Origin of the sequence: Streptomyces sp. A5-4 (genome assembly GCF_051131715.1) — a bacterium.
GTDB lineage: Bacteria > Actinomycetota > Actinomycetes > Streptomycetales > Streptomycetaceae > Streptomyces.
Genome location: NZ_CP178591.1, coordinates 2,125,686 through 2,144,139, shown reverse-complemented (window position 1 = coordinate 2,144,139; position 18,454 = coordinate 2,125,686). Strand labels below are relative to the sequence as shown.

Sequence of the window (18,454 nt, the reverse complement as noted above, 5' to 3'; positions counted from 1 at the left end):
AGTGGTTCTGAAAACCTTCGGCTGGTCGTTTGCCATCACGGCAATCGGACTGGCCTTCGCCGCCTGGCAGTGGGGGTGGGAGGCATTCGGGATCGTACTGATCCTGTCGATCCTCGAAATCTCGCTGTCCTTCGACAACGCGGTGGTCAACGCCGGAATCCTGAAGAAGATGAATGCCTTCTGGCAGAAGATCTTCCTCACCGTCGGCATCCTGATCGCCGTGTTCGGTATGCGGTTGGTCTTTCCTGTCGCCATCGTCGCGATCAGCGCCAAGGTCGGCCCGATCGAGGCCGTCCAGCTCGCGATGGACGAGCCGCAGCGGTACGAGGCCCTGGTCACGGACGCCCACCCGGCCATCGCGGCCTTCGGCGGCATGTTCCTGATGATGATTTTCCTGGACTTCATTTTCACCGACCGGGACATCAAGTGGCTCGGCTGGATCGAGCGCCCGCTGGCCAAGATCGGCAAGGTCGACATGCTGTCGGTCTGCGTCGCGCTGATCATGCTGCTCGGCACCGCCATGACGTTCGCGACCCACGCCCACACCAGCACGGGCCACGCGGACAAGACGGCCACGGTGCTGCTCGCCGGCGTCGCCGGTCTGATCACGTACCTCGTCGTCGGCGGTCTCTCCGGACACTTCGAGAACAAGATCGAAGAGGAAGAGGAGCGCGAGCACGAAGAGGAGGAGAAGGCCAAGGCCGAAGGCAAGGAGCCCACGGTCATCGGCCTCGCGGGCAAGGCCGCGTTCTTCCTCTTCCTCTACCTGGAAGTCCTGGACGCGTCCTTCTCGTTCGACGGTGTCATCGGCGCCTTCGCCATCACGAACCACATCTTCTGGATGTCGCTCGGCCTCGGCATCGGCGCGATGTACGTCCGTTCGTTGACGGTCTACCTGGTCCGCCAGGGAACGCTGGACGACTACGTCTACCTGGAGCACGGCGCGCACTACGCGATCGGCGCACTCGCGGCCATCCTGCTCGTCACCATCCAGCACGAGATCAACGAGATCATCACCGGTCTTGTCGGTGTCATCCTGATCGCCGCCTCCTTCTGGTCCTCGGTCCGCCGCAACAAGCGGGTCGCGGCCGAGGGCGGCGAGAGCTCCGCCGAGAAGTCGGAGGTCCCATCCGGGGTGTGACCCGGCTGGTATTGAGGAACGCTCTCTGCGGGGCGGTCTCGAGGCTTCGGCTCTCGGGGCCGCCCCGCGGCTTTCCGGACGACTGAGGGGTGGGGCGCGATGGCCATCTGGGACAGCCTGCGGCGGGACAGGTCGGCGCAGTACGCGTCGGGCAGCGCGGCGACCAACGCGATCGAACTGACCAAGCGACGCCCTTCGGTGTCGCTCACCAAGCAGGGCGCGGACACCGGCAACCTGCGGGTGAACCTCTCCTGGCGGATGAGGACTTCCGACATCGGCGGCAGGGCGCGACAGGGCGGCGGACTCCTGCGGCACCCCTTCAGGTTCTTCCAGCCGGACGTGGTCCAGGCGCACACCCAGGGCGTGGTCAACGTCGACCTCGACCTGGGCTGCCTCTACGAACTGGAGGACGGCAGCAAGGGCGTCGTGCAGCCACTGGGCAGCTTCTTCGGGAGCCTCAATGAGGCGCCGTACATCAAGCTGAGCGGCGACGACCGGTTCGGCGCCCCGTCGGGCGAGACGATCTATGTGAACCTCGACCACCGTGAGTCGATCAAGCGGCTGCTGGTGTTCGTCTACATCTACGACCAGACGCCGGCCTTCGACCGTACGCACGCCATCGTGACGCTCTTCCCGAGCAACGGCCCGCGAATAGAGATCGAGCTGGACGAGCGCGCCCCGCAGGCCCGTTCGTGCGCGGTCTTCACCGTGGAGAACGTCAAGGGCGACCTGGTCGTGCACCGCGAAGTGAAGTTCGTGTACGGATTTCAGGCCGAGCTCGACCGGCTGTACGGCTGGGGCCTGCAGTGGGGGCGCGGCTACAAGACCAAGACCTGACGGCCTCGGACCTCGGGCGGGTGCGTCCGGGGCCCCGGACGCACCCGGAGTCCCTTGTGCGTCAGCTGCGGAGGAACTGGGGGCCCTGCGGCGGCAGCCTGAAGTTCGGGTCCGGTGCGGGCGCGGCGGCCGCGGCGGGCTGCGGATAGCCGTAGGCGGGCTGCGTCGACGCCGACTGCGGGTAGCCGTACGCGGGCTGGGACGGGCCGGGCTGCGGGTAGCCGTACGCGGGCTGCGGCGGCTGGGCCGAAGGCCGGGGCGGGGCGGGGGGCGCAGAGGGCTCCGCGGCCCCTCCGGGCTCCGCGGCGGCCTCGCTCTCGTCCACCGAGATGCCGTGGTCGGTGGCCAGACCGATCAGCCCGTTGGAGTAGCCCTCGCCGAGCGCCCGGAACTTCCAGGCGTCCCCGCGCCGGTACAGCTCGCCGCAGATCAGCGCGGTCTCCGCCCCGGTTTCCGGCTTGACCTCGAAGTACACGAGGGGCTCGCTGCTCCCCGTCGCGGTGGCGTCGTACACCTCGATGCGCAGGTCCCGCACCTGCTCGAACGGAATGTGGTCCGTCGAGGCCACGATCAGCACCCGGTCCACGGCGGATTCGAGCGAGGAGAGATCCGTCTGCACCGAATCGGTGACACGGTCGGGGAAACGCTTCTTTCCCAGGCTCCGCACCAGCCCCGAGGGGTGGCGGGGCTGGTTGTAGAAGACGAAGTCCTCGTCGGAGCGCACGCGCCGGTCGACACCGAGCAGCAGAGCCGAGGCGTCCACCTCGGGAACGTCCGGGCCCGGGGTCCAGCGCAGTACCGCCCGTACGGCCATGGCATCGAGCGGAACGTTCGAGCCCTTCAGCATCGCGTGCGTCATGCCCGTCATCCTGCCTCCCCGGTGCCTCCCTGGACAACGCGGGGCCGGTTTCCCTACCGCCGGGACGGGTGGGCGCCGCTGCGCGTCACCTGAAGTTCATACACAGGGGAACTCTGGGCACCCATCCCTACGTACTATTACCGGCCACACATCGCCAGGCCTTTACGGCAGTACGGGAGACCCTCATGCGTCATTTCGGGCATATCCCGCCCTCTGTCCGGGAGAGTCTGTTCCATCAGGAGCCCGGTGAGTTCACGTCCGAATCGCCGATCCGGACGCTTTCCGCCGCCCTCGGAGCCACGCTCTACAGCCCGGCCACGCGGCCACGGCTCGCCGACGACGTGGTCAAGCAGGCCGGCCACGGCATCATCTCCATGGTGCTCTGCCTGGAGGACTCCATCGACGACGCGGAAGTCGCCGATGCCGAGGAGAATCTGGTCCGGCAGTTCGCCGAGCTCGACGCGCGGGGCGGGGAGCCGCCGTTGCTGTTCGTCCGGGTCCGCGAGCCCGAGCAGATCCCCGACCTGGTGGACCGCCTCGGACCGGCCGCGCGGCTGCTGTCCGGATTCGTACTGCCGAAGTTCACCCAGGAGCGCGGGCTTCCGTTCCTGGAGGCGCTCACGGCGGCGGAGGCCGCGAGCGGGCAGCGGCTCTTCGCGATGCCGGTGCTCGAATCGCCCCAGCTCCTGCACCTGGAAACGCGCGCCGAGACCCTCGGCGGTATCGCCCGCACCGTCGACAAATACCGGGAGCGGGTACTCGCGCTGCGGCTGGGCGTCACCGACTTCTGCTCCGCGTACGGGCTGCGCAGAGCGCCCGACATGACGGCGTACGACGTGCAGATCGTCGCTGGGGTCATCGCCGACGTGGTGAATGTGCTGGGACGCTCCGACGGCACGGGCTTCACGATCACCGGCCCGGTGTGGGAGTACTTCAGGGTCCAGGAGCGGATGTTCAAGCCGCAGCTGCGCCGGAGCCCGTTCGTGGGGCAGGCGCAGGCGCTGCGGACCGCGCTCATCGAGCACGACATGGACGGGCTGCTGCGGGAGATCGGTCTCGACCGCGCCAACGGGTTGCTCGGCAAGACCTGCATCCACCCCTCGCACGTTCCGCCCGTGCACGCGCTGTCGGTGGTGAGCCACGAGGAGTTCACCGACGCGCAGGACATCCTGTGCCCCGAGCGCGGCGGCGGCGGTGTGCTGCGGTCCGCCTACACGAACAAGATGAACGAGGTGAAGCCCCACCGCGCGTGGGCCGAGCGCACGCTGCAGCGGGCCGAGGTCTTCGGCGTGGCGCGGGAGGACATCGGCTTCGTGGAGCTGCTGACCGCCGGAATCCCCGGCTGAGATGGCACACCGGAGCAGTGACCGAGCCGGTCACGCGGGCCCCACCGGTTCCGCCGAGCGCATGGACCAGACGGGTCACACAGGTCACACAGGGCGCACCGGGCACATCGGTGACACGGGCGACACTGGCTACAACAGACGGTCCGACGAACGTAAGGCAGCGGAAAACAACGTGGTGTGGTCGGGAACATGGGTCGCTGAGCGGCTGGGCGTCGAACTGGTCGACGAGGGAGCCGGTGAGCGCGGCGCGCTGACCGACCTGCTGGGTCTGGCTCTGCGCCGCAACCCGAAGCGGGCGCATCTGCTCGTGTCGAACGTGCTCGGCAAGCACGTGCCGCAGCGGCCCTCCCGGGTGTACGGAGCCGGGTTCGCCCTCGGCCAGGAGGTGCGCGGGCTACTGGGCGACGAGACGGCCGCGCGGGCGGTGGTCCTCGGGTACGCGGAGACGGCGACCGGGCTCGGCCACTCCGTCGCGGACGGCGTGGCGCTCGCCCCGTACCTCCACTCGACGCGTCGACCGGTCGACGGCGTGGCGACGGCGGGCGGCTTCGAGGAGTCGCACTCGCACGCCACCTCGCACCTGCTGCTGCCGCAGGACCCCGGGCTGCTGGCCGGCTCGGGGCCACTGGTCCTCGTCGACGACGAGTTCTCCACGGGCAATACGGTGCTGAACACGATCCGCGACCTGCACGCGCGCTACCCGCGCGGCTGGTACGTGATTGTCGCCCTGGTCGACATGCGCTCCGCCGAGGACCGGGGCCGGCTGGAGGAGTTCGCGCGGGAGATCGGCGCCAGGGTCGACCTGATCGCGATGGCCTCGGGGACGGTCAGGCTGCCGGAGGGCGTACTGCGCAAGGGCATGGAGCTGGTGGCCCGGTACGAGGGGGAGGAGGCGTCGGTTTCCGCAGGGGCGCCGGTGGCCGTGCCGGTCGCCGCAGCCTCGTCGGCCGGGGCCCCGCCCGCGCGTGAACCGGCCACCGCGCCCGACAGCTGTGTCCGCGTGGAGCTGGGCTGGCCCGCGGGCGTGCCCGACGGCGGGCGGCACGGCTTTCAGCCCGCGCACCGGGTGGCCCTGGAGAGCGCGCTGCCGGGCATGGCGGCCCGTACGGCCGAGGCGCTGCCCGCCGGGGCCCGCCGTGTGCTGGTCCTCGGCTTCGAGGAGCTGATGTACGCCCCGCTCCGGCTGGCCGAAGCACTCGACGCGCTCGTCGATGCCGAGGTGCGGTCCTCGACCACCACCCGCTCGCCGGTGCTCGCCGTCGACGACCCGGGCTACGCGATCCGCACCCGCATCACCTTCCCCGCGCACGACAGCCCGGCCGACGGACCTGGCCCGCGCTACGCGTACAACGTCGCGGGTGCCGGCTTCGACGCCGTGGTCGTGGTCGTCGACTCCACCGCCGACACCGCCGAACTGCACGCCCCCGACGGCCTGTTGGCGGAGCTCGCCCCGCACACCGACCGCGTGGTACTCGCGGTCGTCCCCTCCCGGGTGCCCGAGCCGTCCACGCGGCCCGCACACCCCCCACGCGCCTCCGAACGGCAGGAACCGCCCATGCCCGAGCCCCTCCGCGGCCCCGCCTTCTCCTCGTACGCGCCGGAGGACTGCGGCTGGCTGCTCCAGGACCTGTCGGACGTCGAGCTCGAAGCCCCCACCGAGGAGCGCGAGGAGGCGATCCAGAGCGGCGGCGCGCACTACGCGGAGTCGCTGCCCGTGGAATACCAGCCGAACGCCCACTACCAGGAGCTGTTCAAGTCGGCCCTGGACACGTCGGCCGCCCGGATCGCCAGGGCCGTCGGCACCGTGACCGAGACCGTCCTCGCCGAACGCTCCCCGCGCCCCGTGCTGGTCTCGCTCGCCCGCGCGGGAACGCCCGTCGGCGTCCTGATGCGCCGCTGGGCCCAGCACCGGCACGGCCTCGACCTGCCGCACTACGCCGTCTCCATCGTCCGTGGCCGCGGCATCGACGAGACCGCCCTGCGCTGGCTGGCCGCCCACCACGACCCGGCCGACGTCGTCTTCGTCGACGGCTGGACGGGCAAGGGCGCGATCACCCGCGAGCTGGCGCAGGCCCTGGAGGCCTTTGATGGCTTCAACGCGGAGATCGCGGTCCTCGCCGACCCCGGCGGCTGCGTCCGGACGTACGGCACCCGCGAGGACTTCCTCATCCCTTCCGCCTGCCTCAACTCGACGGTTTCCGGGCTGATTTCGCGTACGGTGCTGCGAGCCGACCTGGTCGGCCCCGACGACTTCCACGGCGCGAAGTTCTACCGGGAACTCGCCGGGGACGATGTGTCCGGTCACTTCCTCGACACGGTCGCCGCGCGCTTCGACGAGGTCGTGGACGAGGTGGACGCCGAGGTCAAGGAACTGCTGGCGGCCGACCGGGCCCCCACCTGGGAGGGCTGGGCGGCCGTCGAGCGGATCAGCGAGGAGTACGGCATCCACGACGTGAACCTGGTCAAGCCGGGCGTCGGCGAGACCACCCGCGTCCTGCTGCGCCGCGTCCCCTGGAAGATCCTCGCCAAGCGCGGCGCCGGACCGGACCTCGACCACGTACGGCTGCTCGCCGAGCAGCGCGGCGTACCGGTCGAGGAGGTCGACGGGCTCCCGTACACCTGCGTCGGACTGATCCACCCCCAGTACACGCGCGGCGCTACGGGCGCCAACGGCACGGCGGTATCGGCGAAGTGACCACCTCTCCCGCGTCTGCTGTTCTGGTCGCGAGCGATCTCGACCGCACCCTGATCTACTCGTCGGCCGCGCTCGGCCTGCGCATGCCCGACGCCGAGGCGCCGCGCCTGCTCTGCGTCGAGGTGTACGAGAGCAAGCCGCTCTCGTACCTGACGGAGACCGCCGCCGGGCTGATGGCCCAACTCGCGGCCGAGACCTGCTTCGTACCGACGACCACCCGTACCCGCGAGCAGTACCACCGCATCAAACTGCCCTGCCCCACACCGCGGTTCGCGATCTGCGCCAACGGCGGTCACCTCCTCGTCGACGGGGTGTCCGACCCGGACTGGCAGGCCCAGGTCGCCAGGACCCTCGCCGACGAATGCGCCTCCCTGGCCGAGGTACGCGCCCACCTGCTCGACGCGGCCGACCCCGCCTGGCTGCTCAAGGAGCGGGTCGCCGAGGACCTCTTCGCCTACCTCGTGGTGGAGCGCGCGCTGCTGCCCGGCGAGTGGGTCAAGGAACTCGGCGAATGGGCGGAGGGCAGGGGCTGGACGGTCTCGCTCCAGGGCCGGAAGATCTACGCCGTACCCAAGCCGCTCACCAAGAGCGCGGCCATGCGCGAGGTCGCGCGCCGCACCGGCGCCACCCTCACACTCGCGGCCGGCGACTCGATCCTCGACGCGGACCTGCTGCTGGCCGCGGACCAGGGCTGGCGGCCGGGCCACGGGGAGCTGGCGGACACCGGCTGGACCGGCCCACAGGTCACCGTCCTCCCCGAGGCGGGCGTCGCCGCGGGCGAGGAGATCCTGCGGTCCTTCATCCGCGCTGCCGGTCGGCACGGGGCCGCTTGAGCACCCGTACGCCCGCGAAGAGCAGCACGGCAAGCACGGCGGCCACCAGCACGACCTTGGAGTACGTGGAGACGTAGCCCGTCACGTCCGCCCAGTTCTCGCCGAGCGTGTAGCCGGCGAGAACGAAGAGGGTGTTCCAGAGCGCGCTGCCGAGTGTGGTGAGGCCGAGGAAGACGGGCAGCGGCATGCGCTCGATGCCCGCCGGGATCGAGATCAGGCTGCGGAACACGGGGATCATCCGCCCGAAGAACACCGCCTTGGTGCCGTGCCGTTGGAACCAGGCCTCCGTCCGCTCGATGTCGGAGACCTTCACGAGCGGCAGCTTCACGGCGATGGCGACGGTACGGTCGCGCCCGAGCAGTGCCCCCACCCCGTACAGCGCGAGCGCGCCGACCACGGAGCCCGCGGTGGTCCACAGCAGGGCGGCGATCAGGCTCATCTGCCCGGCGCCGGCGGCGAACCCCGCCAGCGGCAGGATCACCTCACTGGGCAGCGGCGGGAAGAGATTCTCCAGCGCGATGGCGATGCCCGCGCCCGGCGCCCCCAGGGTGTCCATGAGGGAGGTGATCCACTGTGGTGCGCTGCTTTCGACCATGCCGCCCAGCCTAGGAAAGCGCAGCTGAAGCCGAGCTGAAGAAGGTCGACGGGCGGGCCGGGATGCCCGGGGCGGCTCTCCCGGGGCGAGGGGGCGCGGCTCCGATATGGTGCGGATCCGGGGATCTGACGGCCTGACAGGGAGCGCGATGAGCAAGGGAAACAGCACCAGGATCACCGATGAGCTGCACGACTACATCCTGGCGCACAACGCGCCGCTGGACGCCGTACAGCGTGAGCTCGTCGAGACCACCTACGCCCGGCTGCCCGACCAGGCGGTCATGCAGTCCGCCGAGGAGCAGGGACCGCTGCTCGCCTTCCTGGTCAGGCTGATCGGCGCGCGGCACATCGTCGAAGTCGGCACTTTCACCGGATTCTCCGCGCTGGCGATGGCCCAGGCGCTGCCCGAGGACGGCCGGCTGATCGCGTGCGACGTGTCGGAGGAGTGGACGGCGTACGGGCGCGAGGCATGGGCGAAGGCGGGCGTCGCCGACCGTGTCGAGCTGCGCATCGGCCCCGCCCTGGACACGCTGCGCGCCATGCCCGCGGAGCCGCACATCGACTTCGCCTACCTCGACGCGGACAAGGTCAACTACGTGCCCTACTGGGAGGAGCTGGTCCCCAGGATGCGGCAGGGCGGGGTGATCGCGGCCGACAACGTGCTCTACGGCGGTGGCGTCGTCGACCCGGACGCGACGGGCGGGGCGGCGGCGATCCGGAAGTTCAACGACCGGGTGACGGCCGACGAGCGGATGGAGAGCGTGATGCTCCCCGTCGCGGACGGCCTGACGCTGTCGCGCAGGCGCTGAGGCGCCGCCGCGTCGGTTGTGCGCGAGCCGAGCTGTCGGACGACCGGGCCGAAGGGCGCCGGCCGTCCGGCGGGGGCCAGTAGGGGGCCGGGAACTAGCCGCAGCACCCGCCGCCGCAGCAGCCTCCACCCCCGCCGGAGGGCGCGGGACCGCCGGACTGGGCCGTTCCGCCCACCGCGACGGCGGACAGCAGCTTGACGGTGTCGTCGTGCCCGTCGGGGCAGGCGGCGGGCGCGGAGGATTCGGCCATCGGCCGGTTCAGCTCAAAGGTGGTGCCGCAGGAGCGGCAGCGGTACTCGTAGCGAGGCATGCGCACAGGCTACTGAGTCGGCGCCGCGGGTAGGAGCCGGCCGGCCACCTGGGTTCCGGGGGCGGGCGCCACCCGGGTCCTGGGGGCGGCTGCCGGTGGCGTGGGCTCGTGCCGGGCCGGGCGTTGACCGGAGGTGTGCCCGGCGCGGGCCTCGGCGGACGTGCGCCCGTGCCGGGTGGGCGCGGGCAGGCGTGCTTGGGCCGGGTCGGGGGCGGGCCGATCTGGGCCTGGCCGCGTCGGGAGCGGACGGATCCGCCCGTGCTGCGTCAGGGGCCGGGTCGGCGCATCCGTGCGAGTAAGGGGCCCTCCGCGGGTCAGGCGCCCGGGTGGGCGCCCAGCTCCTCTCGGATCAGCTCGACCACCCGCGCCACCGTGCGGCGCACCGCCTCCGTCTCGGTGAGGAAGTGCCAGTAGTCGGGGTGGCGGCCCTCCAGGCCTGCGACGGCGCGGTCCAGCCGGGCCACCGAGTCGTCCAGTGGGCGGGCGTGCCGGGGGTCGGGCGTATTGCGCCCGGCCATGGCCAGCCGCTGGGCGTCCCTGATCGCGAACCGGGTCCGCTCGATCTCCTGCTGCGGGTCCTTCGACACGGCATTGAGCCGCTGCAGGCGGTCACCGGCGGCGGACACGGCCTCGTCGGTGGTGTTCAGCAGGGCCCTGACCGTGCTGAGCAGCGCGGTGGCATCCGGCCAGCGCTGCTCCTCGCGCGCCCTCGCCGCCTCTTTGATCTTCTCCTCGGCCTGCCGGACCGTGGACTCCGTCTGGGCGGGAACGGCCTGCAGATCCTGCCAGCAGGCCGCCGTGAACCGGCGCCGCAGCTCGCTCAGGATCGGCTCGACCTTGCCCGCCCGGGTCGTCAGCGCCTGCGCCCGGGTCCGCAGCGACACCAGTCGCCGGTCGATGTCGGCGGCCCGCTCGGGCAGCCGCTCGGCCTCGGCGCGCACGGTCTCCGCGTCGCGCAGCACTTGGTCGGCGCGTTGCAGAGTCTCCGCGACGCCGTGCCGGCCGGCCCCCTGGTTCAGCTTGGTCAGCTCGGGTGCGAGGGCCGCGAGCCGCGAGGCGAGATCGTCGGCCTTGAGCCCGGACGTACGTACCGCGTCGAGCGCGTTACTGGCGGCCAGCAGTGTCTGCCGGGCCCGCTCGACGGCAGGTGCGAGGCGGGCGAGTTGCGTCTCCGCGGTGTCGAGCAGCGGCCCGAGCCCCTGCCCGAACCGGTCGAGCTCGCCCTTGACCCGTACGAGCTCGTCCTTGGCCTTGCTCAGCTCGCCGCGCGCCTTGGCGGCGGTCGATGCGTCCAAGTCGTCCCGGTCGAGGTCGTGTGCGTCGACCGCGGTGATGTAGACGTGGCTGGCCTCGTCGATACGCCGTCCGAGCGCGGCGAAGTCCTCCGCGGCCTTGCGGGCGGCGGGTGAACTGTCCACCGCGGTGATGGTCTCGATGGAGATCCGCAGATCGCGCTGGGCCGTATCCAGCTCGTAGAAGGCCGCGGCTGCCGCGTCCTTCGCGGCCTGCGCATCGGCCCGCACGCTCTCACCGCGCCCGCCGAACCAACGTCTCGTACCGCCGCCCGCGAAGGCGAGGGGAAGTACGGCGATCAGCGGTACGGGCAGGAGCACGAGCATGAGAACGTCCCCGACGGCACCCGCTTTCGTACGGCGGCGTACTCGCTGCGGGTACGGCTGCGCGTGTGTCGCCGTCACATCCCTCTCCCGTGCTGTGTCCGCCCTGCCCAGTTACAGTCTCCCACCAGGTAAGGACGAACACACGGGCCCGTTAGTTCGCACTTCGCACGGTGACTTCCCCATTGTCGCTGCGGGCCTTCACCACATGCGTGCTGTTGTCGTCCCGCGGGACGTCCACATGGACGTCCCCGTTGTCGCTGCGAGTCGTCACGTCGTACTCCGTCCTGGGCAGGTCGATGACGATCTCGCCGTTGTTGCTGAGGGTCTCCACCAGGTCCGGCACGGCGCTGAAACTCAGCCGCACCGCCCCGTTCTCGGAGTCCGCGGTCACCTTCTTGGCCGCGATCCCGTTCCCGATGACCCGGCCGTTGTCGCTGTCCAGGTCGAGTGCGCCACTGGAGTCCTCGACCCGTACTTCGCCATTGGCGGACCGCACCTTCAACGGGGTGTCGAACCCGGTCGCCTCGACGCTCCCGTTGTCGCTCAGGACGGTCACGGCGACCCCGCGCGGCACCTTGATCCGATGCCAGGCGTCGCAGTCGCTGGCGAGCGCGTCGCACTTCTGCCGCAGGACGAGCTTCCCGTCCTTCAGCTCCCAGCTGTTCTTGGGCCCCGTCCCGAGAAACACCCATCCGTCGGCGCGCCGGGTGACCTCCACGTCCTTCACGTCGGCGGGCACCAGCTCCAAGGCGGAGTTGTCGGCGTCGACGGTCAGGGTGTCCCCGCTGAAGGAGAACGACCGGTTCTCGGCGGGCGCGTCCTTGGCGCTGTCCCCACCGCAGCCGCTGAGGGCGACCAGGGCAACGACGACTCCGCCGACGGCGGTGAGAGTGCGAGTACGAAGTGCCACGGTGACTGATCCCCCAGGTAGTTCCTGCTGACTGGACTCCACGGTACGAAGCCGGAGCCCCGGGGACGATGCGGGGTGCCACCGGATCGGGGGTGGGGTTATCCCCCGGACGACCCGCCACCGGCCGGCTCGGGCGGGCTGGGGCCGGCTCGGGCGGCCAACAGGTTTGCGATGTCGCCCCGTGAGCCATGTAATCTGTTCACTCGTCCACGGGTGCGTAGCTCAGGGGTAGAGCGTCGCTCTTACAAAGCGAATGTCGGCGGTTCGAAACCGTCCGCGCCCACCGAGGATAAAGCGCAGGTCGCGACAGGCATTTGGCCCCTCAGCCGTATTCGGCTGAGGGGCCTTCTGCGTCACAACGTAAACCGCCCCCATGCGGGTAAGGGGCGGGACTTGACTACGTCGTGGCGTCCAACGGCGCAAGTAGGTGGACGCGCGTATACCTGGCGCCGCTTCTTTGCCGCGGTTGCCCTGCGCGGCGCTTTGGGGTGGCGAAGTGTGTGCCCTGCCCACCCAACACGATCATCTGGGAATGTACGGTTCCGTGTACGGTTGATCTTGGCGGCAGCAGCGCGGGCGGGTGCTCTCCGAACCGTCGTCGCCCGCCTGGGTACTCACCCGCCGCCGCGCCGTCGTAGACCATATTCGTGAGGCGCGGACGTGCGCGAAGCTCACGCAGGAGCAGCTCGGCGAAGCCTCCGGTAATCGACCGGCAGGCCATCAACCGCATCGAGCAAGGTCATGCACCGCCGCGGCTCGACTCCCTCATCCGCATCGCCGCAGCGCTCAACGTCCCAGTCGCGGACTTCGTCCGGCAGTGAAACCCCGGCCGTCCGCCTCGGGGGAAGCGGCCGGCCGGGGCGGTTTCAGCGGCCGAGCGTGTACGAGGTCCGGTTCGCCGGGTGCACGAACACCACGAACGGATCGCCGTAGTACGTCCTGGCCCAGCCTCGGTTTCGCTGTGGCTGCGGCCCTGCCGTCGCCTTCGACGCCCGGTACTTGTCCACCACTTCCGCGTAACGCGGATCAATCCACTCGCGCATATCGACCTTCTTTCCCTCTCCGATCCTCACCGACGCTACGGCCGCTGCGGATTGGAGACGAGAGCTTCGGTCAGTTCCCACCCGTATTGGAGCAGTCACCGCTACACGACCCCTCCGGGCCAGGCGGGGAGTGCTCACACGACGCCGCCACGGGGATGCTGGTGTCGGTGGGCCCGCCCCACATCGTGGGCTCGGGGGCGTACCCGGCGGCCGTGATCGCTGCCTGGCTGCGGGCCAGTGCATCCGGGTCGTGGCGTCCGGTGTCCGGGGCCTCGGGGACGTGGTGCACGAATAGGCCGAGCCGACCGGCGAGGCTCGCTTTGACGCGCGTGTGCAGGATCAGCGCGTGCCATCCCTCGTCCACCACGCGGGAGGGCTTGAGGCGGGCATCAGGGTGCGCGGCGCAGGCCGCTTCGAACTTGATCGCTTCGAGCGTGATCAGCTCGGCGAGCGCGATGTCCATGCCGAGGTTGTTCCGCTGGACGGTCGCGGTCACCGCGGCAAGGTCCTCGGGGTGGATGAGGTCGCGGACGTCCCGTGTCACAGCTGACTCGATGGTGGTAGTCATGGTGGTGTTCTCCCGTTCTCAGGATGGGATGGACATCCGCCTCGGCCGGGGTTTCCTGCCCGGATGCATCGGCCGAGGCGGGGTTCAGTGGGGCAGGCGCCTGTGGCAGTCGCACGCGCAGCGCAGCTTGAGTGCGATGGAGCCGCCGACCTTGATGTCCTAGTTGCCGTGGCACTCGCCGCACTCGCCGATGCGACACACCCCGGTGACGCCGTCCCAGACCTCCGGCGGTGTGGCGGCCGGGCTCACTGCGTGCCACCTGCGGTCTGGGGCCAGGACGCACTGGAGTACTCGTGATAGTGGTAACCGCGGTGCCCCGGCTTGAGGGTGCAGCAGCGGTTGGGGGCGCCCGGTTTCGCTGCCCAGCAGATTCGGAGTCCCGTCGGCCGCAGTGCGGCCGTGGCTCCGGGGCTGCTCATGACCCGCCCTCGGCGCGCGAACGAGTGCTGGTCACCGATTTAGCTGTGCGTCCCGTGGTCATGTGGCGATGATGGGCGGGCACGGTATCGGGGTAATAGGCCATGGCGTGGCCGCGCGTGGCCACGTAGCGGCCACGGCCGGGAGCGCCGGTGATGACACCGCAGACTGAAGCCATGGGTCGCAACGACGCGCTGCGAGCCGCCCGCCTCCGTCGCGGGTGGCGCACCATCGAGGCCGCCGCAGCGGGGCTCCAAGCGCAGGGGCAACACCTGCTCGACGACCCGCACTTCACGGTGTCCGCCAGGACGTGGCGCCGGTGGGAAGGCGGGCGCCCAGGGTGGCCGTCGGAAGAGACCGCGATCGTCATTCACGACGCGCTCGGACGATGGCCCGAAGATCTCGGATTCAGCTCGCCGCCGGGGTGGATTCGGCCCGAGCATCATGACGCGGCCGATGTGAACCGCAGGGCATTCGTGTCCGTCACTGCCGCTGCGCTCGTCGCCGGCCCCATCGCGACGCAGCACGTGGACCCCGCGCTGATCGGGTATTTCCAGCAGCAGTTGGAGGGGCACTACCGGGCGGACATGTTCCTCGGTCCGCACGATCTGATCGGCACGGTCTCCGCGCAGTACCAGCTGATCGACAAACTGATCCGCAGCGCGCAAGGAGAAACCCGCTGCGGCCTGCTCTGTGTCGGCGCGGCCTACGCCGCCCTGGTGGGGTGGCTCTACCAGGACGCGGGCGACGTGGACGGCGCGAGCTTCTGGCGCGGGGTGACGCAGGAGATAGCGATGCGGTCGCGCGACCCGCACCTCATCGGATACTCCCTCGTCAATCAGGCGCAGGTCCGGACTGATCTCGGTGACGGGCACGCGGTCATCGACCTGTGCGAGGCCGCGCTCGACGACGCGCGCCGACTGCTGCCGAAGGTGCAGATCATGGCCATGCAGCAGCAGGCCCACGGTGCGAGTCTCACCGGAGACCGGAGCGCCGTAGATCAGCTGATCGACCAGGCCGATGGGCTGCTCGCCCGCGTCGATGACGACCTGCCGTGGGGCAACGCGTGCCGCAGGACACCCGGTTACCTGGAGGTCCAGCGCGCCACCTGCTACGGACGTCCTGGCCTCGGCGCGGAGGCGGGCGCACTGTGGGATCAGGTGCTCCAGACCGTGCCAGAGACCGCGCGCCGTGACCGCGGGGTGTACCTCGCACGCCACGCGACCGCAGCAGCGACGGCGCGCGAACCCGACCAGGCAGTAGAGATCGTGCGACAGGTCGCACAGATCGCGGTCGAGACCCGGTCCGCGCGGATGCGCAGGGAGCTGGTCACTCTGGAGCGGGCCATGCGCCCGTGGCAGGATGCCCCGATCGGCCTGGAGCTCGGCGAGCTGCTGGCCCCATTGACCGGGAGGGGATGACGTGGCGCAGGGACTGGTACCGCTGACTGACCAGGAGATCGCGGAGCGCCTGGAGCAGCTGCCCAACTGGCAGCAGGTCGGGAACGAGATCACGCGGACGGTCGACATGCGGTACCACGGTGGTGTCGCACTGATCGTGCACGTCGCCGACGTGGAGCGGCTGATCGGCCATCACGCGGACATGGATCTGCGGTGGGATCACGTGCGCTTCGCCATCACGACGCACGACGCGGGCCACGTGCTGACGGCGGCGGACTTCGACCTCGCGGCTCGGATCGACACGCTCGCCGGTCTCCACCAGGCGACACCGATTGGCTGAAGGCTGGACGCACGAAAGCACCCCCTGACCTCCCCGAAGGGAGAACAAGGGTCGTCGTGCTGCGTGGAGAGAACGCGCGCTGCACATGCCGACGCCCCGCCCGGTCGCTGTACGGGGCAGGGCGCTGGCAGCAGCAACCCTCTGGTAAGGGGGAGTTGGTCCCGCCGGCGCAACGGCGGGGGCTGGCAGCAGCCGCGAGGCGCGGCCCCAAGACGGCCGGGGCGGCCCGCGCATGCGCGCCGTAGGGTTCAGGCCTCACAGCCGGGAGGATCTCCGGGATGTCGCCTCTCGCGATGACGCGGGCGTTGCGGTATCACGGCTGAGCGTGTCTGAAAGTGGCCGACGCTCAGGGGGAGTCGACGGTCATCGCCTCGTACGTCACCGACGTCCCCGAGCAGTTCTTGTACGCGATCGGCCGACTGGTCGGGGGCGACCGGGACACCCGGGCCGAGCTTGAGGGGGAACCTCAGGTCTTCCGATGGTTCTTCCACCGGGACGGAGCCGACGTGGACATCCGTCTCCTGGAGGCCGGGAACCGCCGGGTGCCCGACAGTTCCGCGGCCCCATTGTGGTCCGGGCGCCACACGGTCACGGCACTGGCGCGGTCCGCGATGCGCGCTTTCGGCCAGGGCGCCCACGATCTGGGGGACGAGGGCGCCAGGGCGCCCACGATCTGGAGGACGAGGGCTACGCGGCCCAGTGGGGCCGTCCGTTCCCCCGGCTCGAACTCGAAGCTCTGCGGGCCGCCATGCGGGCGCACGTCAAGGATGCGCGGAAGCCTGAAGTCTGTTACTGATAACGGCAGTTGGGGACCGTGCGTGGGTTTTCTCGGAGCGTGCCAGGTCTGCGCCTGCCCGCAGTGCCCCCGCCGCCTCCCCGTCGAGATCGACTGCGAGGTTATTGCGCTCAGAGTCAATAGCGCGGGCGCAAGTTACTTCGAGGTATGTAGTGACTTCACAGGCAAGCGACAGTAGAACCTGTTCTCATTCCTTCGAGAGTGAGGAACATCACATGAGTGATCCTACCAGGCGCGGTAATGGTTTCAAGAGTGTCTCACGCCGCAGATTCATCGCTGGAACAGGTTCTATTCTGGGGGCCGCAGCCCTCGCCGGGCAAGTAGGCGCCAATCAGGCCATGGCGGACCCCGCCGCCGCCCCGATCGACAACGGGGCCCAAGTCCCCGTCCTGGTGATCGGTACCGGATACGGCGGCTCCGTCGCCGCTCTGCGGCTCGCTCAGGCCGGGGTCGACGTGCACATGATCGAGATGGGCATGGCCTGGGACACCCCGGGCGCCGACGGCAAGATCTTCTCGCACACGACCAACGCGGACCAGCGGTCCTACTGGCTCCGCACCAAGACCAAGCAGCCCCTCAGCGACTTCCTCGGCTTCCCGATCGACAAGGCCATCCCGCGCTACACCGGAATCCTGGACGCCGAGGAATTCAGCGGCATCACCGTCTATCAGGGGCGCGGCGTCGGCGGCGGCTCGCTCGTCAATGGCGGCATGGCCGTCACCCCCGGACGGGAGAGGTTCAGCGCCGTCCTCCCGTCCGTGAACGTCGACGAGATGTACGGCGTCTACTACCCCCGCGCCAACACCGGGCTCGGCGTCAACCACATCGACCCGGCCTGGTTCGACACCGTCCCGTGCTACCAGTACGCCAGGGTCGGCCGTAAGCAGGCCCAGCGCTCCGGCTTCCCGTTCGTCTTCGTGCCCAATGTGTACGACTTCGAGTACATGAAGCAGGAGGCCGTCGGGGCCGTGCCCAAGTCGGCGGTCGACGGCGAGATCCTCTACGGCAACAACTACGGCAAGAAGTCGCTGCAGAAGACATACATCGCCCAGGCCAAGGCCACCGGCAAGGTCAGCATCTCGCCGCTGCACAAGGTCACTTCGGTCGCCCCGGCGTCCGGCGGCGGCTACACCGTCACCATCGAGCAGATCAACACCAACGGCGACACCACGGCCACCAAGACCGTGACCGCGGTCAAGGTGTTCTTCGCGGCGGGCAGCGTCGGCACCAGCAAGCTGCTGACCAAGCTGAAGGCCACCGGTGTGCTGCCCAACCTGAACAACGAGATCGGCAAGGGCTGGGGCGACAACGGCAACGTCATGTGCGGGCGTGCCAACCATCTGTGGGACCCGACCGGCAAGGTCCAGTGCTCCATGCCGTCGGCGGGCATCGACAACTGGGACGCCGGCGGCGCCTTCGCCGAAGTGGCGCCGCTGCCCACCGGGATCGAGACGTACGCCTCGTTCTATCTGTCGATCACCAAGAACCCGAACCGCGCCCAGTTCAGCTGGAACGCCGCCACCGGCAAGGTGGACCTGAACTGGCAGACCGCGTGGAAGCAGCCGTCCATCGACGCGGCCAAGACGATCTTCGACAAGATCAATGCGAAGGAGGGGACGATCTACCGGACCGACCTCTTCGGCACGTACAAGATCTGGGGCGACCACCTCACGTACCACCCCCTCGGCGGTGCGGTCCTGAACAAGGCCACCGACAACTACGGTCGCCTGCACGGCTATACCGGCCTGTACGTCATCGACGGCGCGCTGATCCCCGGCAACACCAGCGTCAATCCGTTCGTCACCATCACCGCTCTCGCCGAGCGGAACATCGAGAAGATCATCGCTACGGATCTGTAGCGTCCGAAGAAGCGTCCGAAAAAGCCTCCGAAGCACTGTCCGAAGCCGGGGCCGGCCGGTTCGCCGAGCGGTCCCGGG

At 69.9% G+C, this 18,454-nt stretch carries 17 protein-coding genes and 1 tRNA gene; 11 read left to right on the top strand and 7 right to left on the bottom strand.

Going from position 1 to position 18,454, the window contains the following annotated elements; translation table 11 throughout:
• The first annotated feature begins 1 nt into the window (after nt 1).
• Together ACLLJJ_RS09850 and ACLLJJ_RS09845 are read left to right on the top strand one after the other, a co-directional pair.
• Nucleotides 2-1,141, top strand: coding sequence for a DUF475 domain-containing protein (locus ACLLJJ_RS09850; RefSeq protein WP_434589027.1), 1,140 nt, complete (start codon nt 2-4; stop codon nt 1,139-1,141).
• A gap of 99 nt (nt 1,142-1,240) precedes the next feature.
• Complete coding sequence (locus ACLLJJ_RS09845) at nt 1,241-1,978, top strand: TerD family protein (protein WP_434589025.1); 738 nt, start codon at nt 1,241-1,243, stop codon at nt 1,976-1,978.
• 61 nt (nt 1,979-2,039) lie between these two features.
• Here the strand turns inward: ACLLJJ_RS09845 and ACLLJJ_RS09840 are convergent, their stop codons facing one another.
• Entirely contained in the window at nt 2,040-2,837 is a 798-nt protein-coding gene (locus tag ACLLJJ_RS09840; protein WP_434600362.1) for a TerD family protein, read from the bottom strand.
• 185 nt (nt 2,838-3,022) lie between these two features.
• On the opposite strand from ACLLJJ_RS09840, the gene ACLLJJ_RS09835 reads away from it, so the two are divergent.
• The 3 genes from ACLLJJ_RS09835 (at nt 3,023) to ACLLJJ_RS09825 (ending at nt 7,711) form a co-directional block, all read left to right on the top strand.
• Nucleotides 3,023-4,183, top strand: coding sequence for an HpcH/HpaI aldolase/citrate lyase family protein (locus ACLLJJ_RS09835; protein WP_434589023.1), 1,161 nt, complete (start codon nt 3,023-3,025; stop codon nt 4,181-4,183).
• Nucleotides 4,184-4,355: 172 nt separating this feature from the next.
• Nucleotides 4,356-6,878: a phosphoribosyltransferase gene (locus ACLLJJ_RS09830; protein ID WP_434589021.1), complete on the top strand. Its 2,523-nt coding sequence runs from the start codon at nt 4,356-4,358 to the stop codon at nt 6,876-6,878.
• The gene (locus ACLLJJ_RS09825) at nt 6,875-7,711 is read left to right on the top strand and encodes an HAD family hydrolase (protein ID WP_434589019.1); all 837 of its coding nucleotides are present in this window, start codon (nt 6,875-6,877) and stop codon (nt 7,709-7,711) included. The genes ACLLJJ_RS09830 and ACLLJJ_RS09825 overlap by 4 nt, the downstream gene beginning before the upstream one ends.
• On the opposite strand, the gene ACLLJJ_RS09820 is transcribed toward ACLLJJ_RS09825, so the two are convergent.
• A complete protein-coding gene (locus ACLLJJ_RS09820) occupies nt 7,677-8,306 on the bottom strand; it encodes a DedA family protein (protein WP_434589017.1) in 630 nt (209 codons plus the stop codon). The genes ACLLJJ_RS09825 and ACLLJJ_RS09820 overlap by 35 nt on opposite strands.
• A 148-nt stretch (nt 8,307-8,454) precedes the next feature.
• Between ACLLJJ_RS09820 and ACLLJJ_RS09815 the strand changes: the two genes are divergently transcribed.
• Nucleotides 8,455-9,114 carry an O-methyltransferase gene (locus tag ACLLJJ_RS09815; RefSeq protein WP_434589015.1) on the top strand — a complete coding sequence of 220 codons (660 nt, stop codon included), beginning with the start codon at nt 8,455-8,457 and terminating at the stop codon, nt 9,112-9,114.
• A 94-nt stretch (nt 9,115-9,208) separates the two neighbouring features.
• On the opposite strand, the gene ACLLJJ_RS09810 is transcribed toward ACLLJJ_RS09815, so the two are convergent.
• The 3 genes from ACLLJJ_RS09810 to ACLLJJ_RS09800 form a co-directional block, all read right to left on the bottom strand.
• On the bottom strand, nt 9,209-9,424 hold the full coding sequence (locus ACLLJJ_RS09810) for an FmdB family zinc ribbon protein (protein WP_434589014.1): 216 nt from the start codon (nt 9,422-9,424) through the stop codon (nt 9,209-9,211).
• Nucleotides 9,425-9,738: 314 nt separating this feature from the next.
• On the bottom strand, nt 9,739-11,121 hold the full coding sequence (locus ACLLJJ_RS09805) for a hypothetical protein (protein ID WP_434589012.1): 1,383 nt from the start codon (nt 11,119-11,121) through the stop codon (nt 9,739-9,741).
• 73 nt (nt 11,122-11,194) lie between these two features.
• A complete protein-coding gene (locus ACLLJJ_RS09800) occupies nt 11,195-11,953 on the bottom strand; it encodes a DUF4097 family beta strand repeat-containing protein (RefSeq protein ID WP_434589010.1) in 759 nt (252 codons plus the stop codon).
• A 211-nt stretch (nt 11,954-12,164) separates the two neighbouring features.
• Here ACLLJJ_RS09800 and ACLLJJ_RS09795 point away from each other — a divergent pair.
• A tRNA-Val gene (locus ACLLJJ_RS09795) sits at nt 12,165-12,236 on the top strand.
• 364 nt (nt 12,237-12,600) lie between these two features.
• On the top strand, nt 12,601-12,774 hold the full coding sequence (locus tag ACLLJJ_RS09790; RefSeq protein ID WP_434589008.1) for a helix-turn-helix domain-containing protein: 174 nt from the start codon (nt 12,601-12,603) through the stop codon (nt 12,772-12,774).
• A 45-nt stretch (nt 12,775-12,819) separates the two neighbouring features.
• Here the strand turns inward: ACLLJJ_RS09790 and ACLLJJ_RS09785 are convergent, their stop codons facing one another.
• Together ACLLJJ_RS09785 and ACLLJJ_RS09780 are read right to left on the bottom strand one after the other, a co-directional pair.
• On the bottom strand, nt 12,820-12,996 hold the full coding sequence (locus ACLLJJ_RS09785; protein ID WP_434589006.1) for a hypothetical protein: 177 nt from the start codon (nt 12,994-12,996) through the stop codon (nt 12,820-12,822).
• Between the two features lie 70 nt (nt 12,997-13,066).
• Nucleotides 13,067-13,564 (bottom strand): hypothetical protein, encoded by a 498-nt coding sequence (locus ACLLJJ_RS09780; RefSeq protein WP_434589004.1) that lies wholly within the window; start codon nt 13,562-13,564, stop codon nt 13,067-13,069.
• Between the two features lie 572 nt (nt 13,565-14,136).
• Here ACLLJJ_RS09780 and ACLLJJ_RS09775 point away from each other — a divergent pair.
• From ACLLJJ_RS09775 to ACLLJJ_RS09765, 3 genes are all read left to right on the top strand, one after another.
• Entirely contained in the window at nt 14,137-15,402 is a 1,266-nt protein-coding gene (locus ACLLJJ_RS09775; RefSeq protein ID WP_434589002.1) for a Twin-arginine translocation pathway signal, read from the top strand.
• Between the two features lies 1 nt (nt 15,403).
• The gene (locus ACLLJJ_RS09770; protein WP_434589000.1) at nt 15,404-15,721 is read left to right on the top strand and encodes a 4a-hydroxytetrahydrobiopterin dehydratase; all 318 of its coding nucleotides are present in this window, start codon (nt 15,404-15,406) and stop codon (nt 15,719-15,721) included.
• Nucleotides 15,722-16,732: 1,011 nt separating this feature from the next.
• Nucleotides 16,733-18,376 carry a GMC oxidoreductase gene (locus tag ACLLJJ_RS09765; RefSeq protein WP_434588998.1) on the top strand — a complete coding sequence of 548 codons (1,644 nt, stop codon included), beginning with the start codon at nt 16,733-16,735 and terminating at the stop codon, nt 18,374-18,376.
• The last annotated feature ends 78 nt before the right edge of the window (nt 18,377-18,454 follow it).

Excerpts from the sequence above, each read along its gene's own strand:
- ACLLJJ_RS09845 (WP_434589025.1), top strand. The coding sequence starts at position 1,241 with ATGGCCATCTGGGACAGCCTGCGGCGGGACAGGTCGGCGCAGTACGCG.
- ACLLJJ_RS09840 (WP_434600362.1), bottom strand. The coding sequence starts at position 2,837 with ATGACGCACGCGATGCTGAAGGGCTCGAACGTTCCGCTCGATGCCATG.
- ACLLJJ_RS09835 (WP_434589023.1), top strand. The coding sequence starts at position 3,023 with ATGCGTCATTTCGGGCATATCCCGCCCTCTGTCCGGGAGAGTCTGTTC.
- ACLLJJ_RS09820 (WP_434589017.1), bottom strand. The coding sequence starts at position 8,306 with ATGGTCGAAAGCAGCGCACCACAGTGGATCACCTCCCTCATGGACACC.
- ACLLJJ_RS09815 (WP_434589015.1), top strand. The coding sequence starts at position 8,455 with ATGAGCAAGGGAAACAGCACCAGGATCACCGATGAGCTGCACGACTAC.
- ACLLJJ_RS09810 (WP_434589014.1), bottom strand. The coding sequence starts at position 9,424 with ATGCCTCGCTACGAGTACCGCTGCCGCTCCTGCGGCACCACCTTTGAG.
- ACLLJJ_RS09785 (WP_434589006.1), bottom strand. The coding sequence starts at position 12,996 with ATGCGCGAGTGGATTGATCCGCGTTACGCGGAAGTGGTGGACAAGTAC.
- ACLLJJ_RS09780 (WP_434589004.1), bottom strand. The coding sequence starts at position 13,564 with ATGACTACCACCATCGAGTCAGCTGTGACACGGGACGTCCGCGACCTC.
- ACLLJJ_RS09775 (WP_434589002.1), top strand. The coding sequence starts at position 14,137 with ATGACACCGCAGACTGAAGCCATGGGTCGCAACGACGCGCTGCGAGCC.
- ACLLJJ_RS09765 (WP_434588998.1), top strand. The coding sequence starts at position 16,733 with ATGAGTGATCCTACCAGGCGCGGTAATGGTTTCAAGAGTGTCTCACGC.